Below are 22324 nucleotides of genomic sequence, written 5' to 3' on the forward strand. Positions count from 1 at the left end.
GCTGTCGCACCTGGTCGGCTGCAGGTGCCGTATCGATGGATGACCAGTCGAGTTCTTCGAGGAGTGTCGTGAGGCGCTGTGCCCGATCGCGTGCGTCGTCGCGTGTGGCTTGAGCGGTGTTGGACGCGGCGTCAGCGGGTGCCAGTTCCGCGGTAAGCGACGCGAGGTTCTGCTCAAGGTCGCGGCGTAGATCGGCGGTGTCCCAGCCGATGAACGAGTACCTCTGTACCGAGTCGTCCTTCGCGAACCGTCCGAATGCTGCGGTGCGCATCCCTGCGCGGGTGACGGCGCCGTTGAGGTGTGACGCACGTTTGGTGTCCAGATCCGAGTCGCGTTCCACGAGCTGGTAGGAGAATCGGTCGACGAGCTCGTTGAGTACCCACGGGGCGAACGGTGAGTCCGCCAGTTCGACAATCGCCGGTACGGTGCCGGGTACCGGCTCGCGCTGAGAGCCCTGTTCGCGAACGGGAACGAGCGACACGTGCATCCGGGTGTCATGCTCATTGATGAATCGCCGAACGGTGATGAAGTGTTCCTGATCGACGACGAGATCCTTGGCGACGCCGCGCAGAACACTGAAGACGGCAGCCTCCCATGATTGGTGCTCGGCCTTGATCTGGATGAGTTCACCGAAGAAATGCAGCCGGTCCAGCGGCACGTTGGTAGCTGCGGCGATGTCGGCGCGCAGCTGAGCCGCCTCGGGAGAGATGTTGGATCGTCGGGAGCTGAGTTGATGCAGCTCGTGTGCGACCGACTTCCGTTGTCCGGCGATCATGCCCGCGCGGAGCACCGCAGCCTTGGCCTCGGCGTCAAGAGCGATCTGTTGGGTCTCCAGTTGGGTGCGCATATCGCTGAGGTCGTCCTGCAGAAGCAACAGATCACCCTGCGAGGCGGGCAGGGTGCGGTCGAACTCAGATAGGCGACGGGAGACGGCTGCGCGGTGAATGCCGATCCGGTCCAGGTTGTGCTGGGCGGTGTCGAGTTGGACCTTGAGGAGGGGTGCTTTGTCTCCGCCGGCCGAGGTGAGGCTGAGCAGGAGGTTGTCGAACGTTGTCTTCGCGTGTGTCCTTCGCGTGTTCGCTGCCTGCAGATCTTCGTTGGTCTCTGCCGTCGTCAGGCGATTGTCATCGATCCGTGCGCGCAACCAGTCGAGGAGCTTGTGGGCGTGCCAGATCCGTAGGCGCGCGGGGGTCCCTTCGGCCCGCTCCAAGAGGAGTGAAGTCTTGCGTGTGTGGTCTTTGCCCGCGTGCTGGTACTTCTCGGCGAGCTGAGGGAGGCGGGTGAGGGTCTCCAGCTGGCGTCGGGTGGCTTCGTACTCGTCATACAGACGTGACGCCTCTCGGTACGCCTCGAGCGCGGTTCCCCACCGGTCGAGCGCGAGCGGCTCGGTGAGCACAAACTCCTTGAACAGCGCGTTGATGTTGAAAATGCCTTTGGAGGCCTGGGCGCGGCGCAGCAGGTGCATGGCAAGGCGCTGGGATTCGTCGGACTTGCCCATCTCCATCACGGAGCGCATCTTCGCGTGGATCTTGCTCTGTGAGGAATCGACGAGATCACCGCGGCTGGTGTCGATCAGGCCGCTGAGCGTCGTCTTGGTCAGGGGCGATGAGCCGGAGCGGACACCGGTGAGCCCGTTCAGGCGGTCCAGGTCGAAGTCGCCGGAGACGAACCCGTAGATCGTATTCGCGTTGATCGCGTCGGCGCCGGTGGTGTCGCTGGCAACCCATGCGAGTCGAAACACCGTGACCCGTCGGCCATCGTCATGAGCCCACGTGATCGCAGCGCCGCTGGCGAACCCGTTTGTGCCGGGTGGACGCACGTAGGTGGTTGTGCCGGAGCGTCGGTTCTCGTCACGCCGCCGGTCAGTGAGCCCACGCGCGTACGTGTATACGGTGCGCTCGCGCTTCTGGCCTTTGTCGTCGCGTGCGGCCTGGTTGAACTCTTGCGGGTTGGGAAGGATGACCGAGGCCATCGCATCGAGCAGGGTGGACTTGCCGCGTCCGGACGGTCCGAGGATCGCGGTGCCGGCACGTTCGACATGCATGACCTGTAGGTCGGAGTATCCGCCCCAGTTCAGGACCTGGACCTTCTCGATGCGGAACTGCCCATTGATTAGCATCAGGACTCCTCGTCAAGGAGCTGGGCTGAGTTTTCGGTGCCATTCCCGTCATTTGCGGTGGCGCCTGCCCCGAGCCGGTATGCCGCTTCCAGCCGCGTCAGTTCATCGACACCGACAAGAGGTACCACGACTGGCGAGATCGTGTAGAGGTAGTCGGCGTCAGGGTCCTGGTTGAGCAGCCGCAGATCCTGCAGCTGCCGGATGGCGGCGGTGACGCGACGATCGAACTTCGCCTGGTCGCCGTCGTCATCCTGGCGGTAGGCGCTAAGGAACTCGTCGATCTGAGCCCGGGTGACCACGACGAGCTCGTCCTGGGGGTCGGCGTGGGCGCACTCCTGGCAGAGAAAGATGAGCAGGAACGAGGCGTCGCGACTGAGCGGGCGATCTTTGCGGAGGATGCGGGGAGTGTCCTCCTCCATGATCTGCCGTTTGAATGCGACGCCGTGGTCGTGGTCGATCTCCAGTGTCAGGTAGAGATCTGCGAGGCGGCCGCGGATCTCTTCTTCATACCCACGCAGGATGTCCCACACGGCGCGATTCCTCGTCCGGGTGATGAACCGGTTCGTGAGAAGCACGACGAGCGCGCGGCGGGCACCGTCAGGGAAATCCTCGGGGGCGTCAGGCGCTAGCTCTCCTGTATCGGTGGTGCCGTGTCCGTCGCTCATTCGTGCTCACCGATCATGATGGGTGTGTCGAAGCGTAGATGGGGGAGCGCGACGTGGAGTGCACGTTCCTGCGCGGGCTGGAGTGCGACGCGATCTCTGATGTGGTCTGATACCTGGCCGTAGGTGATGGCTAGATCAAGGAGGGAGACGAGTGCTCCCAGCCGTCGGAAGTCTGGCGGCGTCGCGTCGAAGACTTCGCTGCCGGTCACCGCACCGCGCTCACGGATCAGCCGGTTCACGGTCCGGGCGACGACTCTCGGGCTCGTCCCAGCCGCCAGCCGCAACGCCTCACGATCCGCAGTCGGGAGGTCTGCGTGCGGCGAGATCGCGCGGACCTGAACCTCTTGAGGTCCCCGGTCGATCCAAAACTGGGTCTGGGAGATGTCGGTGGTGTCGATCGTTCCGATGCCGAGCACGTCGCTGTCGATCACCGCGGGGCCGGGGTGCCGTTCGACCCATTCGGCGCCGGCGCTGAGCGCCCGGTCAGCGAGGGCGAGGAGGCGCCGGTGCTTCTCGTGTGTGCTCCTGGTGAGGAAGCGCCGCAGTGACGAGGTCCATTTGACGTAGCTCTGCTGTACGCGAAGTTGCGCGGCGAGCAGGGTCGAGAACATCGTCTCGAGCTGCGCCCGCTCGGTCACAGTCATGTGCTCGCGGGCGAACTCCTGGGAGAGGATCTGATCGATGTCGTCCGGGATGGATTGGGCCTGCTTGGACGTCAACAGCCTCGAAAACCCTTGGTAGGAGCGGCCCTCGGGGGTGTCGCCGAGGAGGTCGTGCTCGTGGAGGTAGTCCTCGACGAGCTCTGCTTTGGTAGGACCGTCGGCCATCGCTCGTCGGGCGACTCGCTGGTGACGGTCCTCGACAAGGGTGCGCAGTTGCCGGAAGTCCGCAGGCAGCGTGCGGGTCATCGCCAAGATCTCACGCAGCTGCTGTTGCTGCTCCTCCACGGTAGACAGCCGGGTCCGACCAGACTTGATGTCGTCCCGCTGCTTCTTGAGCCGGGAGATCTCCCGATCGATCCGACGAACCTGCACGCGCCGGTCGGGGTTGGTCATATCCGCGAGCGTGTGGACGGCATGCGCGATGCTCTCTAACCGAGCCGTGGTGACAGTGGTTTCACCGTCGACGATCTCACGGACGAACTGCAGGGCTCGCAGCGAGTAGGCGGAGAGCCGGTATCGCAGGCGGCCAGCGTCCATCTCCGTTTCCAGCCACCGGTCCTCGACCCACTTTTTACAGTGCTCGGCGGGAGTACGATCTCCCGTCATGCTCGGCAAGGCGTCGATGGTCTCAGCGACCCGCTCATGGAACCACTCCGCGGAGACGGAACCATCGATGGTCCCCAGGTGGGTGGCGAACAGCGGCAGGACCCAGTCGCGACTGTATGCGCCGAGAAGACGAAGAGTCGGGTTGGTGTCGACGGCTTCAGCCAACTGCTGTGGTGTTGCTGTCAACGGGTCCCCCCTGCCGGCCTCAGGTGTCGCCAGTATCTCCTATACCGACGACACGGTGCCGCTTTGGCGGGCGGACGGGGGCTCGAGGAGGGCGAGGATGCGTGCGCCTGGGCACCCTCATCCGCCAGATGCCCTCGGCGGTATGTGGTCGGGGTCGGCAGCCCGGGGTACGTAGCGTTCTTGTCGAGGCCGGGGTCTCCTCCCACCCGAACGACGGCCAATCACGCGCCGGCGCTGAGGTACGCGGCTCTGGCCTCGCTCAACTCTGCCCAGTGCGCCTCGAGGCCGGCCAGAGTGGGGCTGACGTTCAGGGTGGGGAGCGGCTGGGAGTGTCCGTCGATGTAGCGGCAGGCTTCTTCGAACACGCGGTTCACAGTCTCGATAGCGGCAGGCAGGGCGGCCGTCTTGATGTTCGGTAGCGCGGTCATCCGCACGTTGGGCTGGTAACGCTGCGTCACCCCCTGCAGCAGCTCAGTTTCGGTGAACACCTCGCACCAGGCCCCGATCCAGTCGTAGCCGGTGCGTACGAGCGCGGCGCGCGCATCACCCTGCTGGGACTTGGCGGCCTGGATGGTCTCGTTGATGTTCTTCTTCAGATTGCTGATGCTGTCCCAGCGGGGCCCGGTAGCTCGGGTGACCTGCCCCTTGCCGTCCTCGTCGGTGATGTGGAAGTACGAGCATCGTTTGGACGCTGCCATCAGGTTCAGCAGTGTGGTGGCGAAGAAGATGTCGTGGGTGAACACGATCACCTGGGTCGTGTCGGCGAGTGCCGCGACACGCTGCGCGACCTCGTTGATGCGGCGATGATCGAGACTGGAGACCGGGTCGTCGAAGATCACCGGTGCGGTGATGCCGGCGAGGCGTGCTTCGGCGAGAAAGTCCGCCATCGCGAGAACCTTCTGCTCGCCCTCGGAGAGGACCTTCGACGGCTTGTGCTTGCCGGTGAGGACCTTGCGGCGGTGCGCTCGTCCCTGACGGCCCACGAACTCGACTTGAAGTTCGGGTGCACGGAGCGCGGTGCGTTCTTCGGCGAACAGCGCGTCGAAGCTTTCGTTGATCATCTGGTCGCTCGCGGTTTTGGCAAGGCCAGTGACCGCGCGTAGTAGCGCAGGCATGGGCTTGGCGAGCAGTGCGAGGCGGTCGGCTTGTTTCGCGTCGCGCACCTGTTGTTCGATGATCGCCCAGGACCGGGCGAGTTCGGCGGCAGCTTCGAGTTCGACCAGTTCCTTCTTCTTCTCAGCGAGTGTTTCCGCGCGCCGCGCGGCTTGTCCTCGCAGTTCCACCAGGGCGCCGCTGGTGGTCTCGAGTGCTTCGGTGAGGCCATCTGCGTCGGCGGCCACGTGAGCCAGGAGGTCGGCTGTGACGGGGGTGTTGTCGCGGAGGTGGTCAAGGAGCGCGGTGGCAGTGCTGAGCGTGCGTTCCAGCAGTGGCAAGAACACGGGCTGCGGGTTGCTCGTGGCGTGGTCGCGCGCGTAGGCGTCGACATCGCTGGTCCGGATGCCGAACACGGGTGAGGTCAGGGCGCTGAGCCGCCCCTTGGCGGCTTCGATGTCGCCGGCGATCTTTTCCTCGAGGAACTCGGAATACTTTCCGATCAGCGCCCGTGCCGGGTCACTGAGCGGTTGGCGGCAGTAGAGGCACCGGTCTGCGTCGTGCGCGTCGTGTGCGCTCAGGTGTGCTTCGTACTCCTCACCGGCCTGGATGAACCGGGTCCAGGTGTCGTCGGGGGCGGCGGGCAGGTCCGCCGCTTCGAACAGCGCCGCGCGGAAGGCTCGATACTCCTCCTGCAGGTACGCCAGGGCGGTGAGCTCGCTGCTGTACGTGGCGGGGCTGAACCGACCGAGAATCTGTGCGGCCGTGCTCGCCTCGGCTAGGACACGCTCGGCGCGTTGTTGCAGGGTGATCTCGGCGCTGATCGTGTCGGCCTCCAGCGCGGCCACGGTGCGGCGCAGTGTCCCGATGCGGGTATCAGCGTCGGTGTGGTGGTCGGCCATCGCCCTGAGCTGGTCCAGGTCTGTCGCGGCGCCGAGCGTCTCGATCAGCGGGTACACCGACGCCGCTCGCGGGAATCGGCCCAGCAGTCCTGTGGGGCCGGATCGCAGGTCGCTGATTGCCGCATCAATGCGGGCCTGGACGGCCTTGATTCCGGCGATGACGTGGTTGAACAAGGCAAGCGCGGCGGGGACGTACACATACTCGAGGTCTTCGTCGACATGGAAGCTCACCGATGGGCTGTCGAAGATCGAGATGCGCGTGAACGGGGCAACCCCCCGTTGCCCTGTCCAGGCGTACGTCTTCGCTTCCGCTCCGAGTTGGTAGCCGATCGTCGCGGACGGGGATTGCGGCGCCGTCGCCTCGATATCCCCGAGGATGACGTCCGCGGTGCGGCTGGCAGCAAGCGCTTTGAAGATTCTCGAGTACCCGGTCTTGCCGGTGCCGTTCTCACCGAACAGAATGGTGAGGCCCTGATGCGGTTCGATGACCCCACCACCGATCAGAGCGTTCACCCCCGCAACCTCTGACAGTGAGGTCACGGTCAAAGGTTCGAGCGCCTCGTCCTCCCCGTCGATCATCGCGAGCTGATCCTCGGTCGACAGTTCCCGGGCGTCCAGCGCCTTCTCTTGCCGGAACAGCGTGTACGCGTGGTCCTCTTCGTCGGAGTTGAGAGGGCCAGCTCCGGTGAGTACGACGCGCACGATGTACCGCACCCATTCGTCGGAACTGTTCGCCCACGCGCCAAGAAGCTGACGGGGGTCCACCCGTGTGTCCGCTTGCACCGCGTCCGTCATCGACCGACCTCCGTCGCGACAGCGGTGTCCATGGAACGCGCTGCTCACCGCCGACTCTATCGTCGCCCTGACAGGACGCCGAGCTGTGCGTCGCGCGGGCCGCTGGAGTTGGTGCGGGAGATGGGGCACGCTGATCGGATGACTGAACGAAACACCTGGCCACGCAACCGGTCGACGCTTCCTGGCGGTGGCCTGTCGACGCTTCCTGGTGGCGGCTTGTCCACCCTGCCGGGTGACGGGGCCTCTACGCTTCCCGGCGGTGGTCTGTCGACACTCCCAGGTGGTGGCCTGTCGACCCTTCCTGGTGGCGGTTTATCCACGCTCCCTGGTGGCGGTATGTCGACGCTTCCTGGCGGTGGTCTGTCGACGCTTCCCGGGGGCGGCTTGTCTACGCTTCCTGGCGGAGGTCTCTCCTCGCTGCCTGGGGGTGGGCTGTATGACGGTGCAGACCCGAACCCGTACCGCTCGAATCAGCCACCCATGACCCACTTCATCCCCTACCTCCGCCATCAGGGGCTGAACGATGTCGCCGATCTGCTGGCGCGTGCTCACGGGCTGAACCTGTAACGAATCACGAGCTCTGCTTCATCGGAGCGGCCCCACGTTCACCTTGACACTCCACCGGGTACCGTCGAGCTGTGTTCTTGCTGCTTGACGCCAACGTGATCGTCGGCAATCCGCTTCTGCGCGGGCGGCAGTGGGACGCCGTCGCGGATGCGGTCGCTTCCGAAGCGCTCGATCTTTATGTGCCCGAGCTTGCGGTCGATGAAGCCGTGGCACGGTACCGCGACAGTGCAGCATTGCGTGAACGCGAGGCGAAGAAGGCTCTCAAGACATGGCCGCCGAGGTCACGGGAACTCGTCCAGGAAGCCATCAACGCTTCAGAGTCCTTCGCCGCCGAGTACGAGAGTCTTCTGCGGGCGCGCCTCGAACAGATGGGTGCAGAGATCGTCGGCTACCCGGAGGTAGAGCATCGTGAGGTCGCGTTGCGGGCGATCTCACGGTCGGCACCGTTCGACAGGGAGGGCAACGGATACCGTGACGCGCTGCACTGGTACGTCTTTGTCGATCTGCTTCTCACGTGCGAACCCGAAGATCCGCACGCGTTTCTTCTGTCGGCTGACAAGCGTGCGTTCGGACCAGCGCGACGGCGCGAACTCTTGGCCGAGATCGAGAAACTCGATGTGGAGTGGGAGGTGAAGATCCTTGAAAGCATCTCCGATTTCAAGGTTCCCGGGCAGTTCCTCGATGACGAGGGCTCATTGGACTACGAGCAGGAGCGACAGCTTCACGACGCGGTACAGGATGCGGTGCTGGCAGGCGGAACACCCAAGGACTTCACTCACTCGCTGGCAGCGAAGACCGAGTTCGACGTTGCTGATGTGCTTGAAGTCTTGTTACTGGATGTGAACGTGGAAGGGGTGCAGATCGAGCGAAAGTCGCGCGATCTATGGATCAACTACACCGCCCAGGCAACGTGCCTCGTGAAGCTCGAGAGCGTCGAGATCCTCGACGAGGACGCCGGCGACTACGCCACCCATCGGGACACCGCCGTATGGGTCCTGGATCTCAGCGGCAATGCTTACTCGTCAGGGAACCGCATCGACGAGGTCGCCTCCCTGCGTCTCGACACCATCGAAGGAGACGCACCGGCATAGATCGAAGGAGACGCACCGGCATAGACAGTGGGCGGGTAGGAGCTACCTCGAGGGCCGCCGGCGCGGCCGCCGCTGTTCAGGTGGGGCGTGCATCTGATCGGCACTCGGCTGTCCTCGCTTTATGTCGGCGGCCTTCGCGGTTCGGCGGTGACGCTCGGCAAGTCATCATGGACTTCGTGTACCGACGCCGAGTGTTCGAGGTTGCAAATGAGCTCGGCGTTGACGTGCGCACCGTGCTCGACGCGCTGCGGAGCCTGGGTGAGGCGGAAGTGCGCCCTGAGGCGCAGCTGAGTGAGTCGCTCGCTCGCAAGGTGCGAGTGCATTTGAATGGTGGCGGGGCTGTGCCGGAGCGGCGGCGGGGTGTGGAGCCAGCGCGCCGCCGGTCGAGGTTTGCTCAAGGCATTCGGGAGCAGCATGACGACGCAATCCGTCGCGTCATCCCCACCATCGCGGCGGGCTTGACCGTTGCCGCTCGGCTGCCCGAGGGTAACGAAGTCATCGTCGCATTCCACAACCGTGACGCCGTCGCGCGGTACGGGTTCTGCACCCTGTCGGGCGGGCCGCTGCCACCCACTGTGCTCAACGCTTCGGATGCACGGAGGCTGTTGGCGCCGTTGCGGGACGTTGACCGCGACTATGTCGCTCGCGGGTGGACGCCACCCAATCTCTACATCGCCTTCGACCTCGCCCATCAACACGTCTGGCTAGGAAGGTCGCTGAAGACGATCGGGCATCCTGGTGAACGATTGGCTGCGGACTCGCTCGTGCGGGTGCCACCCCCTAGCGCCGGTGAACCGCCCCGCATCAACCCTCGCGCACAGCTCTTCACCGCCAACAAAGTGCCGTCCGTCGTCGCGGCGGTCGGCGAGGGGTCGGATCGTCCCGAAGAAGCGTTCCTCCTTCACGAAGAGCTTCTGCGTCTGGCTGTCGACAGCCTCGTCGACGCGGACGTTCTCGATCCGCTGCCCGTGCATATCAACGCGATCTGGTTCTTCGCGCGCCCGATCGTGATGCAGCGGGCGGGCGACAGCGACCGCCATGTCCGCGCGGTCTGGTACCGGCAGGGCGGCTCGATGTGGCGCATACGCACATACGTTGCTGGCGTTGCGGGATCCGGCGCGGTCAATGTCAAACAGGTCGGGCCGCAGCTGTCCGGCCGCGTGCCATTCGTCCCGGTCTGGGATGACACCCGACCGGAACAGAAACTGCTTGCCGCGGTGTGGGCGTTAATGGCCCAGGGCGGCATAACTGAGTCGGAACGCGTCACAGGCGTCGTCGTGCCCAGCGGCGAGCCGCAGGGCGAGCTGACGATCGTGCGCGTGCAAGCGGGCAGCGATCACGTATCCGTCTATCGAGAGGGGAGCGACGGCGAGCCGCCCGATCGTGCGGCCTGGTCGGTTCGCGGCCACTGGCGGCGACAGCCCTACCCCTCACTCGGGCTCGACGACGACGGCCACGTGCGCACCCGACTGATCTGGATCGCGTCGTATGTGAAGGGTTCCCACGGAGCACCAGTCGAACCCAAGGTAATCGTGGTCAGTTCAAGGCCGGGAGAGGCCTGAGGGCCGACACGACCGGCAGTTGAAGGTTCTCGATACGAGATGCCAATTCCACGAGGTCTTTCGAGCGAGTTGCGAATTGCAGTGTCGTGGGGACGTAATCGCCGCCGCCGCCGCTGCCCGCCGCCCGCCGCCGCTGGCGCGCCAGCCAAGGGGCCGCGTGTAGATACGCTCGAAGTGGGCGTATTCTCCGACGAACGGGGCCGCGGTGCGGGAGTCTGGTCTAATCGGTGGATGGTCGCAGCTTCGTTGAAGCCGTTCCCAAAGTCCGTCCGGGTGATCGTGTCGCCGTGATCTCGCCGGCATTCGCCGCCCCAGCGATTTCGCCCGTTCTCCACGAGCAAGCGATGCGGCGTCTGAAGGAGGCGACCGGGTTCATCCCGGTCGAGTACCCCACGACGCGGCAACTCGGCGCGAGCGCGGAAGCCCGTGCGGCAGACGTGAACGCGGTGTTCGCGGATCGGAGCATTCGCGCGGTGCTGGCCGCCATCGGTGGTGATGACCAGATCACTGTCATTCCGCACTTCGATGCCGCCGTGATCGCGGCGAACCCGAAGCCGTTCCTCGGGTACAGCGATAACACGAACCTGCACAACCTTCTTTGGAACCTCGGCGTGCGGAGCTTCTACGGTGGATCCGGTCGACCTCGTCTACCCGTTCACGGGGAGGTGGCTCGTGCAGAACAGTCCGGCGAACCACGACCGACTCTGACCAGTCGCTCGCCTGTGCGCATCACGGAAGCATGACGTCCCCGGTTCGGTTCACCGAGCTCGCTGGGTGGACGCCGCAGCCCTACCGCTCCGTGTTCGTCTGGGTCGCGTTCGAGGAGCGCCTCGTCGCGACCGGCGAGAGGTACGGTCCCGACGATCACGCGGGAGTCTGGACGGCGGACGGGTTCCTGTCGCGGTGGTCCAGTCGGCTCGTCGATCAGGGATGGGAATGGATGGCTCCGCTCATCCGCCGACTCGCGGACGGCGAGGACCCGGAGCACGTGCGCACGGACGCGCTCCATGAGTACGCCGCTCGCCACGACGGCGCGGAACCGAACGTGACCATCTGGAACCTGGGCGTCGACCGACTCCGGTGAGGGCGAGTCAGCCGCGTTGCCGCCCCGCTCGTGGAGCCACGGCATGCGACGTTGGTGCCGTACTTTCCCCGGCGTCGGCGCCTTCCTCGAGGAGGTCGAGAGGCGTAGTTCCGTTTCTGAGCGGGCCAGCGGGAGGCGACGATGCCGCTACCGGCGTGTGGGATCCGGTGCTGCTGGCGATGAGGCTCATTGCGATGTGGGTGGCCGGGCGTAGTCAGGTCTCCATGTTCACGCGTGTCGCGCGCGGTGCCGACGTACTGCAGCGCGGTTGGCGCAGCGGACGCTGCAGTACCGCTGGCGGCCGTTGCGCGTGACGTCTACCACGACGTTGTGGCACGGGTCACCCGGGACTTTGCCGGCGTCGCATCGGTGAAGGCGGTGCATTCCCCGCGTTGTCAGGTGGAGTGCGGTGCCGACGCTGATGACGGCCTCCAGCACATGCGGCAGGGCTTGGTCTTGGTCTCGATAGTGGAGGTGCCAGCCTTCATCATGGTGGTCGGTTAGGCGCGGGTAGGCGGCCGCCTCTGCGAGGTGTTGGTTGAGGAGGTCGGCGCGTCGTTGCGGCAAAGGTTCATCAACGACTTCGAGCCATCGGTCGATTACCCTGCGGACACCGGTGTAGTCGTCCGCTTGCGGATTCGCGAACGGCGTCTGCATCCCATAAGACTCCGCACGGTCGACAATGCCCGCTCGATCTTCGGGCCAGTCGTTTGCCAGTGACGCGGCGAGCAGGACCGCGTACTCGCCGTAAGGGTTGAGATGCATAAGGGCATTACATCACACTGGAACGTGAATCGTTGGAAGGAACTGACTATGACGGTGCTGGGTACTGGACTCCCGTGGGCCGCGGTCGGCGGGATGGGGTTGGCGGCGTTGGTGATGGTGCTCACGCCTGGGCCGAACATGATCTATCTCGTGTCGCGCAGTATCGCTCAGGGGCGAATCGCAGGTCTGGTCTCGCTGGCGGGGACGGGCGTGGGATTCCTCACCTACATGACGATGGCGAACCTGGGGCTCAGTGTCGTGTTCGTTGTGGTTCCGTGGCTCTACATCGGTCTGAAGGCCGCAGGAGTGCTGTACCTCGCCTGGCTCGCGTTCAAGACGTTCCGCCCAGGAGGGACAGGACTGTTCGAACCCGGACCGCTCACCCGCGATACGCACGGGAAGCTCTTCCGGATGGGGCTGTTTACCAACCTGCTGAATCCGAAGGCGGCGGTGATGTACCTGGCGATCATCCCGCAGTTCATCGACACATCGCACGGCAACCCGATTGCGCAGGGGTTCACGCTCGGCACAGTCCAGATCACTGTCAGCGTGATCGTCAACGCAGCAATCGTGCTGGCCGCCGGGACGATCGCAGGATTCATCGGAACCCGCCCGTCCTGGCTCAAGTGGCAGCGCCGCATCACCGGCAGCCTTCTTGCCGCGGTCGCCGTCATGCTGGCCAGGGAAGTTCCCCAGGCTGCCCGCGCGTAGACAACCTGCAGGTGGTCGCGCGCGTGTGGCCAGCGCGCCAGCCATCGCAGCGCCGATGTAACCTGAAATGGACGAATCCGTTCAACCGATTCGTTGCGACATCGACTGATCGCTCTCGCGGCACACGTCGTGAGTGCCACGTGCGCACGAGCGCCGACGACGGCAACCCCGTACATCAGAAGCCGAGGGCGTGGACAGCTGAGCGTGTATGTCAACGGCCGCAGAATGGGAGCGAGATGAACCTGCGGGAAGAGCTTCTGCGTGTCTACGAGGACGCGCGGTCCAACCGGTCCTCCGAGGAGAACGAGACGACGGATCGTGCGGCTGCGGAGCTCTTCGACGCCGGTACGGCAGACCGCGCGAAGGCCGTCGGAGATGTGGCGCCGGTGTTTTCTCTCCCCAGCGCCACTGGCGAAACGGTGACCTTGAGTGATCTGCTTGAGGATGGCCCCGTGGTGCTGAGCTTTTACCGAGGCAGCTGGTGCCCGTATTGCAATCTCGAGCTGCGGGCGCTTCAAGCGAACATCATGGAGTTCAAGGCGCGCAACGCGCGGCTCGTTGCGATCTCGCCGCAGGTGCCTGACGAGTCATTGTCGACCGCTGAGAAACACAGCCTCACTTTGACGTTCTGAGCGACGTGGGGGCCACTGTCTCCCAAAGCTACGGCCTGTCCTTCGTCATTCCTACGGAGCTGGCTGCGCTCTACGAGCGACGAGGTCACGATCTCATCCGTCGAAACGGTGGCGATGGTCGAACGCTTGTGATCCCCGCGACCTATGTGATCAGGCAGAGCGGGTCTATATCGTGGTCGTTCGTGGACAGCGACCACACCAGACGTGCGGAACCGCGGGACATCATCGCAGCGCTCGATGCGATCCGCTGACTGCTGCAGAGGCGACGGACGGAGGAGTCACGCGCCTCTCGTGCGACCGTGCGCGCTGCGACGCAACTCCCGGCTGGTTGTGGACGGAGATCGGTCATGCAGCGCGGCGATCTCCGTTGGCCGCGCACCTCGGCTCGCGAGATCGCGATCAGAACGCGCTCCTCTTCGAAAAGAAGCCTCGAGGAGATGGGGAGAAGCGAAAGCGGGCCAGGGCTGTGGCACGACCTTCACCGCGCTATCCTTGCGCCGCACCGCGGTGCCATCGCGCCGGGGGTACGCGGCCGTCCGCATCGCGCCGACCTCGCGGGCGGCGGCCGCCAGCGGCTGCACTGAGCGAGCAACTCCGTGAACCGGTTCCACGTCAACGAGTTCGGCCTACGCCCGGGGCCCGGACGGGCAGATCGATCGTCGCGTGCCGGGGTGATTCCGGCGCTGACATCTGGCTCGACCGTTCCTGCCGACCGAGGGTGGTCAATGGCTTAAGACCGTTGCCGTGACGGTGGTGATGCCGACGATGACGACGAACCCGCGGAACAGGCCTGCGGGGAGTCGTCTTGCGAACCTGCCGCCGACCAATCCTCCCAGGATCGAGCCGAGAGCAACGAGGGCGACGATGGGCCACGAGATCAGTTCTGGTGAGACGAAGATGAAGACCGTGGCGGCGATGATGTTGACCGCGGCGACGCTGGCGTTCTTCACGGCGTTGAGTTCTTGCATCAGCAACGTCGTCGTGATCCCGAGCAGGGCGACGAGGAGGATCCCCTGCGCTGCACTGAAGTAGCCACCATAAACTCCGAGCAGGAACGCGCCGACCACGGAGGCGACTTTCGAACCTCGGCGAGGGAATGGCGTCGCGTCGACGTCGTCGGTTGCCGCCACGCGGCCGATGCGGTTCTTGATGGCGGGTCCGCTGAGTACCAGAAGCGTACCGATACCAATCAGCCAAGGGATGACGGCAGCGAAGATGTCGGCGGACAAGTGCAGGAGGAGGAGCGCGCCGGTGACGCCGCCGGCGCTGGATGAGGGAAGCAGTAGGCGAGTAACGCGGTAGTGTGCGCGCAGCTCGCGTCGGTAGACGAATACCCCCGACAGGCTGCCGGGCACGATGCCGACCGTGTTCGCCATCGTCGCCGTCAACGGCGGAAACCCCAGCAGAACGAGGATGGGGAAGGACGCCAGTGTCCCCGCGCCTACGACGACGTTCAGACCTCCTGCAAGGAAGCCTGCGCCGACGACCGCCGCTCCTCGCAGAAGCGGCGCGATTTCTATCAGCACGTTGGCCTCCTCCTCGCCCGGGTCACAAGATGTCCCGGAGGCCTTCAAGGCTTCCAAAAGTGCGCTGGACGCAGGTTGATAGAATCGGAAGGGATGTACGCGAAATCCGAAAGCTAGTTCGTGGCGCCCAACTTGCGGGATCTGGAGCTGTTCGTCGCGATCATCGACGCCGGCTCGATCACGGCGGGCGCCCGCGCCGTGGGGGTCTCGCTGTCGTCGGCCAGCAGCCGGATCGCTCTACTGGAACGGCAAGAGCGAGTCGAGCTGTTGTCGCGTCGACGAGGTGGGATCGTGCCGACCACGGCCGGCACGACCCTGGCGATACATGCCCGTGCCCTTCTCGAACGTGCTGATGAACTGCGGCAGGCGATGGACGGGCTGCGCGGGGACTCTGCCCACGAGATCCGGCTCGCCAGCAACACATCAGCCGTCGATACCTTGACCGAGTTCCTGGCCGCGACTCTCGCACGATTCCCTACGATGCGGATCGCGGTGGTCGAGACAAGCAGCGTCGAGGTCGCGTCTCGGGTCCGCGAGGGGGGTGCTGACCTCGGGATCGTTTCCCTCCCACCGACGGGCGACGGTTTGATCGCTCGTGAGTTATGGGCGGATCCCCTTGTCGTCGTTCGTGGCTCGGTGTTCCGCGGAGACGACGTGGCTCCTTCCTTCGAGGAGGTGATGCGGGGGCCGCTGATCGGGTTGCCAGCGGCAAACCCGCTTCAGACACTCATCGACGAGCAGGCGCGCATCCTCGGTGTGTCACCGGCGTACCGCGTGCGGTTGCCAACCCTCAACGCGGTGTACGCCGTCGCCAGCACTGGGGCTGGCGCGGCGATCGTCCCGTATGGGACCGTCAGCCGCTCTCCCACACTGCCTGCTGCCATACATCCGGTGGCAGAGGAATGGGCCGACCGCCGCGCACTCCTCATCACTCGGTCTACCTACGTTCCGTCCCCCGCGCAGCAGGAGTTCATCGACGCGCTTCTGCGCTACCGGGATGAAGTCGATGTCACCGAGCCGCTCGGAGTCGTCATCCTCGGCTCGCCCCCTGAGCAAGCCCGCCGCGGGTAGCGAACCCGATACGAGATCCACCCCGGTCGGTGATAGAGCTGTACGCCAAGCTCGGAAAGGACCTCGGCACCAGTTAGTGAGCGTTGCCGAGCGTAACGACTCGCTGGCGCAGCGCGGCAAGATTCCGGCTGGCCCAAGCAACCCAGACCGCACCGAGAGCGTCTGTTACTGGAATGCAAGGTCGGCTACCGATCGGCGATCCTCCCCTCACCCCCTCCGAACGGGAGCAGATGCTCAGCGCACCGATGTTGTTGACGACCACGAGTGCATGGAACAACGCGCGTAGGCAGTCTGCCGTGGCCCGTGCCAATTCCACTCATCGTGGCCGGATTCATATCCGGAGCCCGCGACGATGATCGTGAAGCAAATGGCCGACACCACGAGCGCCACAATGACGGGCACGAGCGCCCTGAACTATCGATAACAACTCGTGGGCGCAGCGAGGACCCCGGCGTTCACGTCCGGCGCTGTCAGAGCTCGATCACGTACTTGACTCCGCGTGAGCGGCCGCCGGCGCCAAGCCGTCGGGCACGCGCGCGACGTGGGCACTGGTCACGAGAACCTTCTCCGCCCAGGTGCCGCTGCCACCGGGCAGGGGCGCCTCGTGGACGAGGTCGAACACGGCGATGGGAATCGCGTAAGCGAGTGAGACGGCGTTGCACAGGTCGACGAGCGGGTGGATCGAGGGCAATTCCCCGTCGCTCTTGAATCAGCGTGGCAGCGCTTCCGACGCGCACCGGTACTGGGTGGGTTTGAGTCCCATCTGACTGAATGCGCGCCGCCAGGCGACGATCTCGGGGAACTCGCTCTCCGGTCGTTCGGAGAGGCGCATGGAGGCCCGCTCGCGGAATGGTGCCGCGGTCGCCGAGACGTCCGCCGTGTCGGTCACGCCATCGAGGGTGAGTGTCGCGACGGCGAGCTGAGGGAAATGAGCGCGCAGCGCCGAGTCATGAACTGAGCTGCATCAGCGGGTTTCGAGGGCGAGACGGCCGGCGAGCAGCCCATACGTGCCCGCGAAGGTGCGACGCAGCCACGCCATGACCTTCGGGCGCGTGATGACCTGGTTGCGCATCCCCGCGGCGAACACCCCATACAGCGCAAACACGACGAACGTCAACGCCATAAACACAAGGCTGAGCCAGATCATGTGCCACGTGCCTTTCGCCTCGCCCGCGGGAACGAACTGAGGGAGGAACGCGAAGAAAAAGATGGTCAGCTTCGGATTAAGCAGGTTGATGAGCACGGCGGTACGGATGACCCGCCAGAACGAAACCGGGGCGGGGTTCGCGTCGCCGTCGATCATCGTCTTGTCGCGGAATGTCTGCCAGGCGAGGTAAAGCAGATAGGCGACACCGAGCCACTTGATCGTCTGGAACGCGATCGCGGAGGCATTCAGGATCGCGGCCAGTCCGGTGATCGCGGCCACCATGTGAGGGATGACCCCGAGGGTGCAGCCGAACGCCGCAATAATGCCAGCCTTTGCGCCGCGGGAGAGCCCAGCGGCGATCGAGTAGACGGCGCCGGTGCCGGGGGTGGCGACCACCACGAGGGTGGTCAGCAGGAATGCAATGCTCATCGTCGTCCTTCGAGAGTCGTTGCTTCCGCACAGTACCGCGTCCGCGTAATCCCGAAATACACGAGCGATCAGCCGAAGACGAGCGAATCGCCCAGATGGACACCGTGTAGACATTCGTCCGCGAGATCGGGATGGCATGAAGTCGCGCCCCTCGGGTAGCGAGGTCATGGTCGTGTCGCGGTTACACGTCATCACGCTGGCGGACGATCGGCAGCCACAACTCCGTCGTCGCGGAACGGAAGTCTTCAGCGCGATCGAGGATCGCGACGATCGAGGGGCCTGGTCGCAGCAGCCACGGGTTCGACGGAAACCACTCGGATGCCGATGCCGCATACGTCTCCTGCAGAGCCGCGGGATATGGTCCAGATGCCCGGAACACAGCCCACGTGCCGGCAGGAACCTCGATCACGTCGAGTCCTTCCGGCGTGGTCGTCGCGGCGTCCCGGGCAACGCCGTGCAGATAGGTCAGTGTGCTTCCCTCGGTGTAGTCGGAATCGACATCTGCGCTTATCTGAAGCAGTCCGTGAGGATCCGTGTTGCCGAGCGCCGTCAGTCGCGCGTGCTCGTGCGCCGGCAGAGAAGCGACGTGCGCTTGGATGTGAGGATTCGCGCTCCGGTGGATGAGCGGAACGCGTGCAGCATGGCCGACGAGCCGGAACGCGGGTCGATCCACGATACGCGTGTCCATCGACGTGGCGCCGTGGACAGTCAGTCGCAGCGTGAGTTGCGGCTGTGACCGAAGCGGGCCGCCGTTCGTCCGCACCTCGATAGGCGCCGCACCGTGGACCGCCCGGAACGCACGTCCGAATGCCTCGGCCGAGCCATAACCAAATCGAACCGCAACCTGGAGAAGCGGATCGCCCGCGATGACGTCGGCCGCGGCGACCGTCATCCGCCGACGCCGCACATACTCGGACAACGGCATGCCGACAAGCGATGCGAACATCCGCCGCAAGTGGTACTCCGTGGTGCCGAAGGAAGCAGCCAGCGCACCGATGTCGAGGTCGTCGGACAGATCCGCTTCGACGACCTCGATGAGCCTGTTGAGCTCACTGATCACACAAGCCTCCCTTCATTCCAATTCTGCTTGCCGGGGTGCAGTGGTTTGTCCGAACGTGCGACTCCGATCCGAGCGGGCCGGCTCGTGACGGCCGGCGACGTCCGACGACACGCAACACCACACACCATCAGGCGTCCCGGGCGCCTTCACCCGACTTGATCGGTCTCCAATTGTCGGGCGCTGGACCCGGCGTGACGAACACCCTGGAAATCGTCTCGCACCACGAGAGTCCAAGCTGAAGGGAAGCATGTTAGACGCCCGTATCGTCGAGCGGACGGCCTTCCGCCTGATCGGTTACGCCGCGTGCGTCCCGGTCGTGTCGGAATTCCGGAATCCTCATGTCGAGGCACACATCACGGCGCTGTCTGCGGAGAACGTGGAGCGGCTCCGAGCACTGGGCTGCTCGGAGCCCTCGGGTCTGCTTCAGGTGAGTACGGAGGTCGACGCCGACTACGCAGTGAACAGTCGGTTCACGTTCATGGTCGGTGTCGCCCTCGATGCGGCTCCGCCCGCACCTGAGCGCCTCGATGTGATCGAGGTTCCTGCCGGCAAATGGGCGGTGTTCCGCACGGGCGCTCCTTTTGCGTCGGCCTGGATGGACATTGTCAGCGAGTGGTTTCCGTCACACCCGTGGCGCCTGCGTCCGGGGCCGTCGATCGTCACTGAGCGCCGACCAGGCGAGCAGCGCGCCGCAACCGCCGAGGTCTGGATTCCCGTTGAACGCGCGTAAGCCAACTCTGCGCGTCTCCCGGCCGAACGCAAGATTCCAACAGTGGGAAGCTCTGCTCCACAACCGCAACAAGCGCCAGCGGGCCGGCGAGTTCATCGTGCAGGGTGTGCGCCCCATCAGCCTCGCACTCGAGCGGGGCTGGCCGATCCGCGCAGTCCTCTATGACGCGGATCGGCCGCTGTCGCGGTGGGGTGCACAGGTTATCGAAGGATCAGGAGGCGAGCGGGTAGCCGTCGCGGCTCAGCTGCTGCATCAGTTGAGCGACCAAGACGACGGCTCCCCCGAGCTGATCGCCGTAGCCGCCGTGCCGGACGATCAGCTGTCTCGCATACCTATGGGGCCGTCGTTCCTCGGGATGGCATTCGACCGCCCCTCCCTGCCCGGCAACATCGGCACGATCATCCGTTCATTGGATGCCTTCGGCGGGTCGGGCCTGATCGTCACCGGACACGGCGCAGATCCGTACGACCCCAGAGCCGTCCGCGCCTCCACTGGGTCGCTGTTCGCGGTGCCGGTGATCCGACAACCATCTCATCAACCACTGGTGACCTGGGTACGGGAGCAACGCGCTGCGGGCATCCCCCTCACGATCGTCGGAACCGACGAGAACGGGTCCGACGACATCGCCGACGTGGATCTGACAGGCCCCGTCCTGCTCGCGATCGGCAATGAGAACGCCGGACTCAGCGCGGGATGGCGCGATGCGTGCGATGTCGTCGCACGCATCCCCATCGGCGGCGCCGCCAGCTCGCTGAACGCTGCCAACGCGGCATCGATCGCTCTCTACGAGGCCGCGCGCCAGCGCGGACGGGCATAGGCACGCGAATGGCCTACCGCTACGCCGTCACGCGAGAGAGTTACGCCGACCTCTCCGGCGGCGTGCTCCACTCTGCCCCCGGGTTCCCCGCCTTCCCCGCACGCCTCGCCAGCGAGATGTTCCAGCGAGCATTGGCGCTCACCCCGAACCCCACCGCCCAGGTATGGGATCCATGCTGCGGCAGCGGCCACCTCCTCACCACTCTCACACTCCTGCATAGAGACAGAATCACCAGCGTCCTCGGCTCCGACGTCGATCACGCGGCGCTGGAACTCGCCCGGAAGAACCTCGCCCTTCTGAGCAAGCACGGCATGACCGCCCGCGCGAATGAACTGCAGGCCCGCGCCGAGCGCCTGAGCAAACCCGCCTACCTCGATGCCGCCGCCGCTGCACAGCGACTCGCTCGCCGGCTCGCGTCAGGCGACGGCTCATTCGACTACAACATCGCACCAGCCGACGTCTTCGACCCCGCACAACTCCGGCGCGCGTTGAACGGGCGACGCCCCAATGTCGTGGTCACCGATATCCCCTACGGCGAGCAGACAGCGTGGCACGGACCGGATGCTGCACGAGGCCTCGACGGCATGCTGAATTCGCTGGAAGAGGTACTCGACGAGGGAACCGTGATCGCAGTGACGACCCGCGCCCGCAAGGTGCGCCTAACCGGCCCCCGGCGACCTCTCGCATGGTTCCGAATCGGAAGCCGAGCAGTCATCCTCTGCCGCATCGCCAGCCGACTCCAGCATCGAGTTTGAATCTTCCGTGTAGCTCGTCAGCATTGTTCCTTCGGGCAGAAAATTCGTGGGGCTGCATAGAGCCCGGTTACAGCGTTGAGCACTGTCTTGGTTCCGACCGTACTGGCCGGCGACGTTGTTGGAAGCTAGCAGCGATTATCGCCCAAGCACCATCGGACCACGGATCAGATCGGCTACGCAGCGAAGTGTTCTTCGTAAAGGATCCCCTCACGGCCGAAGCGGCGTTTGCAGATCTTCCCGAAATGCGCGAGGGCGTCGACGCGATGGCAATCGGGCCGGGTGTCCTGTACTTCTCGCGGGTAGCCGCGCAAGCGACCAAGACCCGCGTTCAGCGCGTACTCGCTATGCCGATGTTTCAACAGATGACAGTCCGAACCTGGCGCGTAACTACACGGCTGCTCGAACTGCTCGACAACGGTTAGCCTCCGCACGCATCCCGAAATTGATCGTTTCCGGATTCGACGTGATCGCTCGGCCCCTGAAACTTGAAACGCGATCGAGTCAGGGAGAAACGCGCTAATGTCCGTTCTCTTTTGAGTCGGAATCTCGTGCCGCTGATTCACCGCGATCGAGGTTCCTCAGCTCCGCAAGGTCGTCGTGAGTGAGGTTGAAATCGAAGATCTGCGCGTTCTCCCGCAGCTGTCTGGGGTCGTCCGCGCGCGGAATCGGGACGATGTTGTGCTGCACATGCCACCGCAACAACACCTGCGCGGGGGTGCGACCGACCCGGTCTGCGATGTCTACCACGACGGGATGTGTGAGCAAGGGGCCGCCGCGCCCGAGCGGACTCCAGGCCTCGGTCACGATGCCCCACCGCTTGTGCAGATCACGGATATCGTCGCGCGCCAGGTCGGCACTCAGTTGGATCTGGTTGACGTCGGGCACGCGTCCGGTAGCGGCGACGATCCGTTCCAGATGTGGTCGTTTGAAGTTTGAGACGCCGATCGCCCCGACCCGCCCCTGCTCGACGAGTCTTACAAGACCCCGCCAGGCCGCAACGTAGGTGTCGAGCCAAGGCACTGGCCAGTGAATGAGGAATAGATCGAGGTAGTCGAGCCCGGTCCGTCTGAGGCTCTCGTCATAGGCGCGCTGGACACCATCTACGCTGTGATTCTCCTTGTTGAACTTGCTGGTGACGAAGATCTCCTCGCGAGCGATCCCGCTCTCTCGGATCGCCGCGCCAACCGGGGCCTCGTTGAGGTACTTGTGAGACGTGTCGATCAGTCGATAGCCGATGTCGAGCGCCAGCGCGACCATCTCGTGCACCGCGTCGCCCTTGAGCGGCCACGTGCCGAGACCCAGACGCGGAATCGAGTGTCCGTGGAGGAGCGGGATCGGGGCGGGGTTCAC

Annotated in this window: 22 protein-coding genes and 1 pseudogene; 11 read left to right on the plus strand and 12 right to left on the minus strand. The window is 64.9% G+C overall.

Annotation, left to right across the window (positions count from 1 at the left end):
* The 5 genes and pseudogenes from B4E30_RS06040 to B4E30_RS06055 all read right to left on the minus strand — a co-directional run.
* A partial coding sequence (locus B4E30_RS06040; protein ID WP_286793982.1) for a hypothetical protein occupies positions 1-1972 on the minus strand: 1972 nt, incomplete at its 3' end.
* A 6-nt stretch (positions 1973-1978) separates the two neighbouring features.
* Positions 1979-2119: pseudogene (locus B4E30_RS16575) on the minus strand (ATP-binding protein); the annotation flags it as partial.
* On the minus strand, positions 2119-2784 hold the full coding sequence (locus B4E30_RS06045) for a DUF4194 domain-containing protein (protein ID WP_138174591.1): 666 nt from the start codon (positions 2782-2784) through the stop codon (positions 2119-2121). The gene B4E30_RS06045 and the pseudogene B4E30_RS16575, both read right to left, overlap by 1 nt.
* On the minus strand, positions 2781-4217 hold the full coding sequence (locus B4E30_RS06050) for a DUF3375 family protein (protein WP_171024258.1): 1437 nt from the start codon (positions 4215-4217) through the stop codon (positions 2781-2783). Before B4E30_RS06050 ends, B4E30_RS06045 begins: the two co-directional genes overlap by 4 nt.
* A 242-nt stretch (positions 4218-4459) precedes the next feature.
* On the minus strand, positions 4460-7027 hold the full coding sequence (locus B4E30_RS06055; protein WP_286793988.1) for an AAA family ATPase: 2568 nt from the start codon (positions 7025-7027) through the stop codon (positions 4460-4462).
* Between the two features lie 638 nt (positions 7028-7665).
* On the opposite strand from B4E30_RS06055, the gene B4E30_RS06060 reads away from it, so the two are divergent.
* From B4E30_RS06060 to B4E30_RS06075, 4 genes are all read left to right on the plus strand, one after another.
* Positions 7666-8685: a PIN domain-containing protein gene (locus B4E30_RS06060; RefSeq protein WP_138174582.1), complete on the plus strand. Its 1020-nt coding sequence runs from the start codon at positions 7666-7668 to the stop codon at positions 8683-8685.
* 167 nt (positions 8686-8852) lie between these two features.
* Positions 8853-10247: a hypothetical protein gene (locus B4E30_RS06065; RefSeq protein ID WP_138174580.1), complete on the plus strand. Its 1395-nt coding sequence runs from the start codon at positions 8853-8855 to the stop codon at positions 10245-10247.
* 227 nt (positions 10248-10474) lie between these two features.
* Positions 10475-10990 (plus strand): LD-carboxypeptidase, encoded by a 516-nt coding sequence (locus B4E30_RS06070; protein ID WP_138174578.1) that lies wholly within the window; start codon positions 10475-10477, stop codon positions 10988-10990.
* Positions 10987-11331, plus strand: a complete 345-nt coding sequence (locus tag B4E30_RS06075; protein WP_138174576.1) for a hypothetical protein — start codon at positions 10987-10989, stop codon at positions 11329-11331. Before B4E30_RS06070 ends, B4E30_RS06075 begins: the two co-directional genes overlap by 4 nt.
* A gap of 228 nt (positions 11332-11559) precedes the next feature.
* On the opposite strand, the gene B4E30_RS06080 is transcribed toward B4E30_RS06075, so the two are convergent.
* Positions 11560-12096 carry a CGNR zinc finger domain-containing protein gene (locus B4E30_RS06080; RefSeq protein WP_138174574.1) on the minus strand — a complete coding sequence of 179 codons (537 nt, stop codon included), beginning with the start codon at positions 12094-12096 and terminating at the stop codon, positions 11560-11562.
* 48 nt (positions 12097-12144) lie between these two features.
* Between B4E30_RS06080 and B4E30_RS06085 the strand changes: the two genes are divergently transcribed.
* Positions 12145-12807 carry a LysE family translocator gene (locus B4E30_RS06085; RefSeq protein WP_228480872.1) on the plus strand — a complete coding sequence of 221 codons (663 nt, stop codon included), beginning with the start codon at positions 12145-12147 and terminating at the stop codon, positions 12805-12807.
* Positions 12808-13043: 236 nt separating this feature from the next.
* Positions 13044-13439 carry a peroxiredoxin-like family protein gene (locus tag B4E30_RS06090; protein WP_212743497.1) on the plus strand — a complete coding sequence of 132 codons (396 nt, stop codon included), beginning with the start codon at positions 13044-13046 and terminating at the stop codon, positions 13437-13439.
* A 722-nt stretch (positions 13440-14161) separates the two neighbouring features.
* Here B4E30_RS06090 and B4E30_RS06095 read toward each other — a convergent pair.
* The gene (locus B4E30_RS06095) at positions 14162-14965 is read right to left on the minus strand and encodes a sulfite exporter TauE/SafE family protein (RefSeq protein ID WP_138174624.1); all 804 of its coding nucleotides are present in this window, start codon (positions 14963-14965) and stop codon (positions 14162-14164) included.
* A gap of 120 nt (positions 14966-15085) precedes the next feature.
* Between B4E30_RS06095 and B4E30_RS06100 the strand changes: the two genes are divergently transcribed.
* Positions 15086-16036, plus strand: a complete 951-nt coding sequence (locus tag B4E30_RS06100) for a LysR family transcriptional regulator (RefSeq protein ID WP_138174572.1) — start codon at positions 15086-15088, stop codon at positions 16034-16036.
* A gap of 481 nt (positions 16037-16517) precedes the next feature.
* Here the strand turns inward: B4E30_RS06100 and B4E30_RS06105 are convergent, their stop codons facing one another.
* From B4E30_RS06105 to B4E30_RS06120, 4 genes are all read right to left on the minus strand, one after another.
* Positions 16518-16727 carry a hypothetical protein gene (locus B4E30_RS06105; RefSeq protein WP_212743496.1) on the minus strand — a complete coding sequence of 70 codons (210 nt, stop codon included), beginning with the start codon at positions 16725-16727 and terminating at the stop codon, positions 16518-16520.
* Between the two features lie 18 nt (positions 16728-16745).
* Positions 16746-16925 carry a hypothetical protein gene (locus tag B4E30_RS06110; protein ID WP_212743495.1) on the minus strand — a complete coding sequence of 60 codons (180 nt, stop codon included), beginning with the start codon at positions 16923-16925 and terminating at the stop codon, positions 16746-16748.
* Positions 16926-17000: 75 nt separating this feature from the next.
* Positions 17001-17612: a LysE family translocator gene (locus B4E30_RS06115; RefSeq protein WP_138174570.1), complete on the minus strand. Its 612-nt coding sequence runs from the start codon at positions 17610-17612 to the stop codon at positions 17001-17003.
* Between the two features lie 181 nt (positions 17613-17793).
* The gene (locus B4E30_RS06120) at positions 17794-18672 is read right to left on the minus strand and encodes an AraC family transcriptional regulator (RefSeq protein ID WP_138174568.1); all 879 of its coding nucleotides are present in this window, start codon (positions 18670-18672) and stop codon (positions 17794-17796) included.
* Positions 18673-18919: 247 nt separating this feature from the next.
* Between B4E30_RS06120 and B4E30_RS06125 the strand changes: the two genes are divergently transcribed.
* The 4 genes from B4E30_RS06125 (at position 18920) to B4E30_RS06140 (ending at position 21396) form a co-directional block, all read left to right on the plus strand.
* A complete protein-coding gene (locus B4E30_RS06125) occupies positions 18920-19402 on the plus strand; it encodes a GyrI-like domain-containing protein (protein WP_138174566.1) in 483 nt (160 codons plus the stop codon).
* Positions 19389-20219 (plus strand): TrmH family RNA methyltransferase, encoded by an 831-nt coding sequence (locus B4E30_RS06130; protein ID WP_212743493.1) that lies wholly within the window; start codon positions 19389-19391, stop codon positions 20217-20219. The genes B4E30_RS06125 and B4E30_RS06130 overlap by 14 nt, the downstream gene beginning before the upstream one ends.
* Positions 20220-20227: 8 nt before the next feature.
* Positions 20228-20974, plus strand: coding sequence for an rRNA methyltransferase (locus B4E30_RS06135; protein ID WP_175987716.1), 747 nt, complete (start codon positions 20228-20230; stop codon positions 20972-20974).
* Positions 20975-21159: 185 nt separating this feature from the next.
* Positions 21160-21396 carry a hypothetical protein gene (locus tag B4E30_RS06140; protein WP_138173441.1) on the plus strand — a complete coding sequence of 79 codons (237 nt, stop codon included), beginning with the start codon at positions 21160-21162 and terminating at the stop codon, positions 21394-21396.
* 94 nt (positions 21397-21490) lie between these two features.
* Here the strand turns inward: B4E30_RS06140 and B4E30_RS06145 are convergent, their stop codons facing one another.
* On the minus strand, positions 21491-22324 hold the full coding sequence (locus B4E30_RS06145; RefSeq protein WP_138173439.1) for an aldo/keto reductase: 834 nt from the start codon (positions 22322-22324) through the stop codon (positions 21491-21493).

Origin of the sequence: Microbacterium sp. UBA3394, from assembly GCF_002358725.1 — a bacterium.
GTDB classification, from domain to species: Bacteria; Actinomycetota; Actinomycetes; order Actinomycetales; family Microbacteriaceae; genus Microbacterium; species Microbacterium luteum.